Origin of the sequence: Chromohalobacter sp. 296-RDG (assembly GCF_029889885.1) — a bacterium.
Lineage (GTDB): Bacteria > Pseudomonadota > Gammaproteobacteria > Pseudomonadales > Halomonadaceae > Chromohalobacter.
The window spans coordinates 1-8,467 of sequence record NZ_JARANY010000076.1; the positions used below are offsets into that span (position 1 = coordinate 1).

7 protein-coding genes and 1 pseudogene are annotated in these 8,467 nt (G+C 53.0%); 2 read left to right on the forward strand and 6 right to left on the reverse strand.

Annotation, left to right across the window (positions count from 1 at the left end; all coding sequences use genetic code 11):
* A partial coding sequence (locus OP495_RS15485; protein ID WP_280570579.1) for a helix-turn-helix transcriptional regulator occupies positions 1-610 on the forward strand: 610 nt, incomplete at its 5' end.
* A 253-nt stretch (positions 611-863) separates the two neighbouring features.
* On the opposite strand, the gene OP495_RS15490 is transcribed toward OP495_RS15485, so the two are convergent.
* The 4 genes from OP495_RS15490 to OP495_RS15505 all read right to left on the reverse strand — a co-directional run bounded on the left by OP495_RS15490 (position 864) and on the right by OP495_RS15505 (position 3,897).
* Complete coding sequence (locus tag OP495_RS15490) at positions 864-1,079, reverse strand: DUF808 family protein (RefSeq protein ID WP_280570580.1); 216 nt, start codon at positions 1,077-1,079, stop codon at positions 864-866.
* A 405-nt stretch (positions 1,080-1,484) separates the two neighbouring features.
* Positions 1,485-2,759 carry a hypothetical protein gene (locus OP495_RS15495; protein WP_280570582.1) on the reverse strand — a complete coding sequence of 425 codons (1,275 nt, stop codon included), beginning with the start codon at positions 2,757-2,759 and terminating at the stop codon, positions 1,485-1,487.
* Between the two features lie 91 nt (positions 2,760-2,850).
* Positions 2,851-3,321, reverse strand: coding sequence for a hypothetical protein (locus OP495_RS15500; protein ID WP_280570584.1), 471 nt, complete (start codon positions 3,319-3,321; stop codon positions 2,851-2,853).
* Positions 3,322-3,468: 147 nt separating this feature from the next.
* Positions 3,469-3,897 (reverse strand): hypothetical protein, encoded by a 429-nt coding sequence (locus OP495_RS15505; RefSeq protein ID WP_280570586.1) that lies wholly within the window; start codon positions 3,895-3,897, stop codon positions 3,469-3,471.
* 609 nt (positions 3,898-4,506) lie between these two features.
* Between OP495_RS15505 and OP495_RS15510 the strand changes: the two genes are divergently transcribed.
* Positions 4,507-5,631: an IS5 family transposase gene (locus OP495_RS15510; RefSeq protein ID WP_280570587.1), complete on the forward strand. Its 1,125-nt coding sequence runs from the start codon at positions 4,507-4,509 to the stop codon at positions 5,629-5,631.
* Positions 5,632-5,792: 161 nt separating this feature from the next.
* On the opposite strand, the gene OP495_RS15515 is transcribed toward OP495_RS15510, so the two are convergent.
* Together OP495_RS15515 and OP495_RS15520 are read right to left on the reverse strand one after the other, a co-directional pair.
* Positions 5,793-7,685: a hypothetical protein gene (locus tag OP495_RS15515; protein ID WP_280570588.1), complete on the reverse strand. Its 1,893-nt coding sequence runs from the start codon at positions 7,683-7,685 to the stop codon at positions 5,793-5,795.
* A 529-nt stretch (positions 7,686-8,214) separates the two neighbouring features.
* Positions 8,215-8,467: pseudogene (locus tag OP495_RS15520) on the reverse strand (transcriptional regulator); the annotation flags it as partial.

Sequence of the window (8,467 nt, forward strand, 5' to 3'; positions counted from 1 at the left end):
TGTCTGGTTGCCGGCGGGCAAGCGCCACCGGGTGCGAATGAACGGCGTCAGTACCCGCAGCCTGTATATCGAACCCGTTGCGGCGCCACGCCATTCCCCCAGTTGCGAAGTACTGGTCGTGTCGCCGCTGCTGCATCATCTGCTGCTGGCCTCCGCCAACATGCCCGCGCTCTATGACGAGAGCGGTCGCGATGGTGCCCTCGCTCAACTCCTGCTGCATGAGCTACAAATGGCGCCGTCGCTGCCGCTGTTTGCTCCTCTGCCCCACGATCCCCAACTGGCCAGCCTGTGTAAGGAGTTTCTCGGCCAGCCTCATATCCGTAGCCTGCCCGAAGACTGGGCCCGACAACTGCATCGCAGCCAGCGCACCTTCAATCGCCTGTTTCGTCAGCAGACCGGCATGTCATTCGGCGAATGGCGCCAGCAGGCCTGCCTGATGGCCGCCGTTCCCAGACTGCTATCGGGAAGCTCCGTTACCCGAATCGCGCTGGAACTCGGCTACGACAGCCCCGGTGCTTTCTCCAGCATGTTTCGCAAGGTGCTTGGTCAATCCCCGACCGTCTTCGTCCGTGCGGCAATCCGTCAGGAGGAGCCGCCCAACCATTGCTGATGCAGGATTAAAGACGGGAACCAGATGATCGCGGACATGCGGAATCTAACGAGAGCCGAACTATCCGAGATTTCCAGATAGTGGGCATTGCTTCAGTCCCTGAAACCGCAATAGCGTCTGACGACGACTCGCCGACGTGATGCCATAGCAGCTCATCGATCCAGCAGCAGATCGCCTTCGATGGGTATGAGAAGCACCGGCCCTGGAAGGCGGCGCCGGTTTCAACACATGATACGCACTTCTCGGCTCGCACCTATTGGGAATGCACTTTCCTGGAGGGGGTGAGGTACAGCACACCCACGACCACCACCACGGCCGTCTTCGCCGTCGTACGCCCAGCGGCGGCACTTACATTATCCAGTGATGCTGCGAACAACTTCGCCAATGCGGCGATGTCATCCAGTAGTCCTATCAAGCCGCCGATCATGGAAGCCGCCTGCATCAATAAAAGGTAAAGATAGTAAAGCACACGACGGCTATCCCCCGAGAATCATACGCAGGACGTGTCCGGGTCACCGGATTGAGACGGGAGGATTCACTCGGAGGCCGCTTGCGCTCATCAGGCGCTGCGGCGGCCTGCAAGGCCAAAAAAGCAAAACCCCGGCTCGTTAACCGCCTTGCATCGGTTGGTATCCAACCTTCAGAGGCAGCTCACGAGCCGGGGTCAGCGTGGCAGCGGCGTGGTATTCATGGTCTGACGGGTGTCTGGAATACCCAACGATTTACGACGAACCGAACCAGTACTTCACGGGGCCAAGCATCCACCTTCAGCATACTATAGGTCAGCTAACGGCCAAGAGCAGACATTAAGCCAGAGTAGATATAATGCAGAGCGCACCGGCGCACGTTAGTGCGTCCGATGTGGTGCAACTTGTTAATCCGCTTCCAAGGCTCCTCCTTGGTTATCAGCTTCGGCGATCAAGTCCTCCCACGGCCATTTGACTGTGGCAAACCGTCGATACAGCAAGAGCTGGCGATCTACGACACTAACCTGCTCCGTTCCATCATTGTAGGTCAGAATAAGACCTCTACCGTCTTCGTCTACTTGAAGCTCAGGGATTTTTTCAAGAATTGCTTTAAGGTTTCCCAACTGAATCCGCGGCTGGCGTGCATGAGCTCTGGCATGTATTGCCTTAGCATCTAGGCCGGTTAGGAGCTCTTCGTCAGAAGCTTCAATAATAGTAGCCATTGCGTAGGCATATATCCCAGTCGAATTCTTCCTTTCGCGGATGCCTTTCGATATACGTCGAAGAAACTGCTGATACGCAGGATTTAACTGCTCACAGTACTCCATTGCCGCCGCTTCTACAGTTTCTTCTCTTGCTACGGACTGAACTTCCATGGCACTTTCCTCAATGCCAGCCTCATCAAGTGTTAAGAGGGTAAGTTTTTGCAAAACACCCGCATTAGAGTATGCAATCTCCACTAATTTTTCCTGAGTTTTTGACTCAAATCTTATATTCAATATCTCGGAGCCTTTGTTAATAATTTTTTTCAATTCTTCTGACGACCACGCAATTGAAAGTTCAGAAACACGGCCTGTAAGATCATTGTTTAAGTGGAGCAAAAGGTTTGTTTCTGTCCAAACTCCGATAATGATTACAAAACACCCATAATCCCATAATGTTTTAAGGTCATACGCGAATCTAGTTCGCTCTTCAGTTGAAAGATAATGGAAGTCTTCTATGATGAGGCGACGCCCTGACTCCTTGATAAGATCTGCGATGTACTTGAGGTCATCTATATCGTGACCAATCGGCTGCTTTTCCGATATCTCTTCGCGCTTACCTTCGGTTTTGAATTGGAGGCCAACTCTAGCTAATAAAGATGAACCTCCGTCAGCCGATGCACTTAAAGAACCCTTTAAAGAACGGCTCCTTGACTCGTTGAGAACGAGGTTAATCCCCAATTGCGATAAGGCGTCTACATATATATCCAAAAACGATTTGTTTAATCTACACTGGACTACGATTGGATCCCCTATGACTTTTTGTCGAAGCCAAGATTTGCCGCTCTTAGATGGGCCGCGAATTGCTACATGGTTGGATCTCCGCAATTCGCGAGACAACTTCGAGTCTAAGTCCCCACGATCAACGTATGAGGCTTCCCGCACGTCGGGGGATATGCCAAATACTTCCTGTGTTTCCATGCTTTTCTCTCCTGATTAACGCTTGCAGCACGCGCGCTCACGGAATGGAGCCGTAGGCGCAATGTGATGGGTGTCGCCGTGCCTGCACTTGTTATGCGAGACCATCGGCAGCCCGATAGTCTGGAAGAACTGCCCAATTATCCTCAAATTCGTCAACGTCCTTGATGTTCAGAACCGCCTGCGGAGAGGCGCCGCCTCCAGGACGGCAATAGTCGTGCTTTTCCATAAAGGCCGTGTACCGAGCGACGATCTTCTCTTGAATATCGCGTTCAGTGCAAATAAAAAATCTGGCTCCGCTTATCCCCGAATCGCTCAACCGCACCAAAATCCAGACCAAGCTCGGATGCTTAAGTGGTTTCAATGTACCAATTGTTTGACGGTTATGTTCATCGACACTGTGGTTGCACCATTTATCGATTGAGGACTGGACCAACGCACCCTTGGTGCTCGCTTTGACCTGAATCGGAAACGATTTTAGGGATTCGGAATGCACAGCCGTCACATCGAATCCGGGCACGTTTCCAGAATAAGGAGAAGCGTAATAACCCAGCGTACCCAACACTGCCGATACTAGGTGCTCTCCGACCTGCCCAGTTAGTTTATTCGATATCCCTGATGCCATACGCTCAACTTGCCCCTAGCGCATAACGCCTCAATAACCGGCGCGCTTTAGCGCGTCCGGCGCCGTAGGCGCGTGTTGATTAACTTATTACGTTTTTTGGTCCCACCCCACCACTTGATCGTTGTCTAGATTGATACGAAGACCATATCTGTTAAACCCTTGATGGTTGTACTTCCACACTTCTTTTTTCTTAGTTTTAAGTAATTTCTGGTCTATATCATGGGGCTTTCCTAAAGAGTCAAGCAATTGCTCCCCTGTTTGCCCTTGCCAGAACGTTCTATTCATCAAGGCGTCGACTAGATTCTCATCTCCGTACTTTCGCATCAAAGCTTCACGACGTTTTTTTGTCTGCGCTAGCTGGTAGAAAACGTATAGAGCTATAGCCGCAATAACAACAACCGTTAGAGGAATCCACCCAACAGATTCCCCCATCTGCGCGATCCAATAGATGGGAAATCCAATTACTGCGAGCCAGAAAACACCCTTCGTTTCTGTTTTAGTGATTCGTTTTGCCATCTACTCTCCTTTCGATGAAACGTAACGATAAGCTGAGGCACGCCGCCCCGAGCGTCCGATTACAGGCAGCAGCATGTGCCGGCGTCGCCTCGAGCATGTTGTTATGCATTCACAGGCCATGAACCTCCGCCATGAAACGGCGCATGAGGGGGGCTTGGGCCGGCAGCTTCCAGTAATTTTCGATCGCGCGGTCGAGGATTTCGATGCTAGCTTCTTTCGGCCCGGTTAGGGTTTCACCCTGCACGTAGTGTTTGAGGCCGTTCCGGAAATACGTAGCCATCTCCGAGAAATGCTTTGCGGGCCACTCTTCCCCGGAACCCCGTTTTCCGACCTCGACGCATCCTTCAACAAACTCCGCGTGTGTACTCTTTTAGCCTTGCTTCTCCAGGAGTTTCCCCAATATTTCCTCGGCTGCTCCCGCCAAGGTAATGCTGCAAATTAGATCGTTATCGTCAAGGAAAAACTCCAAGGCGCGTTTCAGTTGCCGAGTCGCAATATCCAGCTTCGAGACATCTACGGCCGCTCTCTCCGTCATACACCCTTGGGCGCCTCTAAAACCCCGACCTCTGGTAGAATACATGCACATTCAGATTAATGTCGATTTGTTCCATGCAGCCCAGCTTCTTTGACCAAGACACCGTCCACACCAAACTTGATCGCCTCAAGGATCCTCTGGTGACGATCAACGAGATCGTGGACTGGGACGGGTTCCGGGAGACGCTGGAACGCATCCGCCCACAGACCGATACGCGCCAGGGCGGCCGGCCGCCGCTGGACGCGGTCCTGATGGTCAAGATGATCTTCCTGCGCCACTACTACGACCTGTCCCTGAAGCAGGCCGAGTACCAGGTGTTGGACCGCCTCTCCTTCCGGCGCTTTCTCGGCCTGAATCTGAAAGACCCCATTCCGGACACCAACACCGTCTGGGTGTACGAAGAGCGGCTGATTGAACACGACCTGATCCACCCCCTGTTCCGGGACCTGATGGCGCAGATCGAAGCCGCCAGCTATCTGCGCCGAGGAGGCCAGATCATCGATGCCACCCTCATTGAAGCGCCGCTCCGCCGGAACGAGCCATCCGGCCATGACGACGATCAGGGCGGCCAGGGTCGCAGTGACGCCCAGCGTCAACAAGCCAACCGCAACGCCCACTGGACCCGCAAGCACGGTCAGTCCTACTTCAGTTACAAGGATTACCTGGGCGTCGACAGCAAACACAAGCTGATCCGGACCTTCGAGGTCACCCCGTCCAACCGGTACGATAGCCACCTGCTGGCGGACCTGCTCGACCCGGACAACAGCAACGGCGAAGTCTGGGCGCCGCAGCGCCGAAAACGAAGCCATGCTGGAGCGGCGCAGCTATACCAGCCGGATCACGCGGCCCAAGCCCCGCAGCAGGCCCCAGACAAAGCCGACCGAGCGGGCCAACCGCAAGAAGGCCAAGGTGCGAGCCCGGGTCGAACATGTCTTTGGCGGCGTCAAGCAGGGCGCACCACGACAGTTGGTGCGAAGCGTCGGACTGGGCCGGGCAACGCTGCGGATCGGCATGAGGAACCTGGGCTACAACATCCAGCGATTCGGCTTCTTGCTGACGCATATGATGCCGGTGCATCGCACGGCTTAGCGGTGCGATCGATGCGACGGGTGGTGAGAAAGCCCCCACTCGACGGGGAAGAAGAGGCACTACGACCATCGGGTTGGCAAAAAAGGCGGCCGATTATTGGCCAGAGCTGATAACGGCCGTTCAATCGGACCATAATTGGTCTAAAGAGCGGTTCTTAGATCCGCCCCTTTCCTTGCACCTACTGCATAACCCTCAAGGTCAATGGCGCTTGAAAACGCTTCGATTTGCTTCGGCAGATCGCAGGTCTTCAAATGCCCAGTGTAGCTAAGCCTTATGTGCGGTTCGCGCAGATACGCTCGACGGCCCGCTCATGTGAACGCACGATCCATGACCAAATCCATTTCCAACAGACCACCGGTGCGATCCCGACAACTACCGTGGCCAAGATGCTAACCGCCGTGAGTCGCGCGCTTGCGCCTGATCCCAGCGTCGTAAGAAGGTAATATCCAGCAAAGACGCTTGCCACAGCAACGCCTATTAGCAAGATCACAAGTGCTCCATGCAAAACATACGACCAGCGAGTCGCACTCCGGCGTCTATCGGCCGCCTGTGCAGCCCTAATTGAGTTCAATTCATCGACTGCCGCCCGTCCATCCGCGGCCTGTTTTTCCAGGCGACTTCGTTCTCGCAGGTGATTCTCATAATCGTTGTGGTCAAGAAAGCTGAGCGCCGTCTCAAGGGCAGCAGGACCTAGGGCCTCTGGTGAGGTTGAGTGAGATCGAAGCTCATTAAAAAGATATTGCGTCTGATCTTTTGTGGTTGTTCCTGAGTCAAAATCACTCTTTATTCTGTCGAATTTCTCCGAGACCGAATTCTTAATCTGCGCAGACAGAACAACTTGGGCTTTTGCAAGAACGTTCAAGGATTGTGGATGTGCCACCCCCTGTGACAAGCTCTTGTGTAGTTTGAACCATAACCGATTCGTGATGAAATCGAGGTCGGTGGCGTATGTTACGCCTCCATTTTCGCCCCTAACAGACGAATGAAATGCCAGAAAGCTCGCAATGTAACTACCCGAAACAAGAATAAATCCGATCTCTTCAAAGGGCTTTTTATTTTGACCTCTCCGAAGCGTGTTAATTTTGGTGAACATGCGGAGAGTACTCAAACACTTAGCCTCGAAATACTCCCGCCCCTTTCCTTCAAGGTCGCTCTGTACGTCCGCCAGCATATCGGCGCTTTCTACATTATATTCCGCGTCCGTCACCTCTAGACTAGATTCTGCTGGATAAATACCACGCGATTGCAAGTCCGAGTAGAAACGTGCCTTTTTTTCCAGCACGTCGCTTTTCGAGCCACAACCGTCTAGGATGGATAACATTGCCGGCTTCGAAGGATCTAGGGTTGCCCGTCCCTCAATAACGTGTTCTGCCGCTTTAAAGAATCGCTCCGCCTCATCGGAAGACTCTGAAAAATAGCGCAAACTGATTAAGCGCCTGCCACTCGACCGAACATCGCTTGCTAGGCGTGAAAAGTCGCTGAACAGCTGTTGGTACAGCGTGCCGTTCAATCCCACGGCATTGAATAGATGCTCAGTATCTAGAAAAACGACCAGCTTCGACTTCCAGCTCCCAATTGCATTGACGTCTGGCGTATGCCTGACTCCGTCATATAAAACGAATCCTTCTCGAACGGCATTTAGCTGATCGGTGAACCCTGGTTCGTCCTGGTTTGCAATAATGAACGCACTTACACTGTCGGAGAAGCGGGTATTTAGGTCTTTATCAAATAGATAGTCGCAGAAGCATCTTGAAAGTAGCGCTCTCTGCTCATCGTCTAATCGGCCTTCGATGGACTCAACGTAACTGGTTAACTTCGCAATTATTTCTTCTTGATACTTCCGAAGTGTCTCCAGTTCATCGACCAAAGACTGAGATGGACTCAGTTGCGACTGGGATGTGGAATAGACACCCTTGTGAAACGAAACGACTGAGTCTCTTTTATATAGGCGCTTGTGTAACGTTGTACGTACGACTGCTTCAGGAAGGTCTAAATCAAATTCTTCCTTAAGTAGCTGAGCGGCCTCAGTAGCGTTAACCGCCCATTTCTGCGAGAAGAGCAATGCCGCTTTGAGGAACTCACCGATCACGTCGTACACATCTTTATCGCTGTCGTACAGTTCTCGAAATAGTACGACTGACGCGAGTAGCGTCCTCTCAGTCATTTACGCTCTCTCCCATGGGCTCTGTGTTGTACTGCGGCGCATAACAGGTATTAGACAGCGCGCTCGTTTATTGCATTGAACGCACACGCGCGTTCAACAATGTTATCGCGCATGGTGATGAAATCGCTCGTGATTAAGTATAGCTCGGCAACATAACACCAATAACCGTGCTTGCTGCATAACACTCTTAAACGCACATGCGGCTTTCCTCGAACCATTCGCTTTGGCTCGAAAACGGACTCCCACCTTATCCGCACAGCTTCAAACACCATTGTTTACTTACCATCTGACACGCCCCTGGCCTCGTGATCACCCAATGCAATACGCACCCAGCCACACTATCGGCCGGGGATATCATCCTTTCCCTGTGATCCGCTACGCGTTGCTCTCCTTGTACTTCCTATCGGCCGCTAGCCTTGGCTTTAACCCAACTTAGCCTTGCTCGGTAACATTTTGCAATGGGACTTATCGGTAGGTTCGGGAAGTCGGCAAATCGGGGCGATGCTGAACCGTCACGACGGTTACTCGGCTATTCCTCGCCTTCGCCAGTCGCCCAGCGGGCGAAGGCTTCGGCCTGAGGGTCCGTCTCCTGCACGGCATAGACCACCAGGCGCAGGTGCCGGCCTTCGTCGACGATCAGGCTGGTGTGCTCGAAGCCGATCTTGCCTAGCCCATCGAGCTCGAGCGCGCGTACACCTTGGCAAGGCGCGTCCACGTCGTGACGGTGCCACCACTGACGAAAATCGGAAGAATGCGCGGTGAGTTCCTTCATCAGGTTGCCG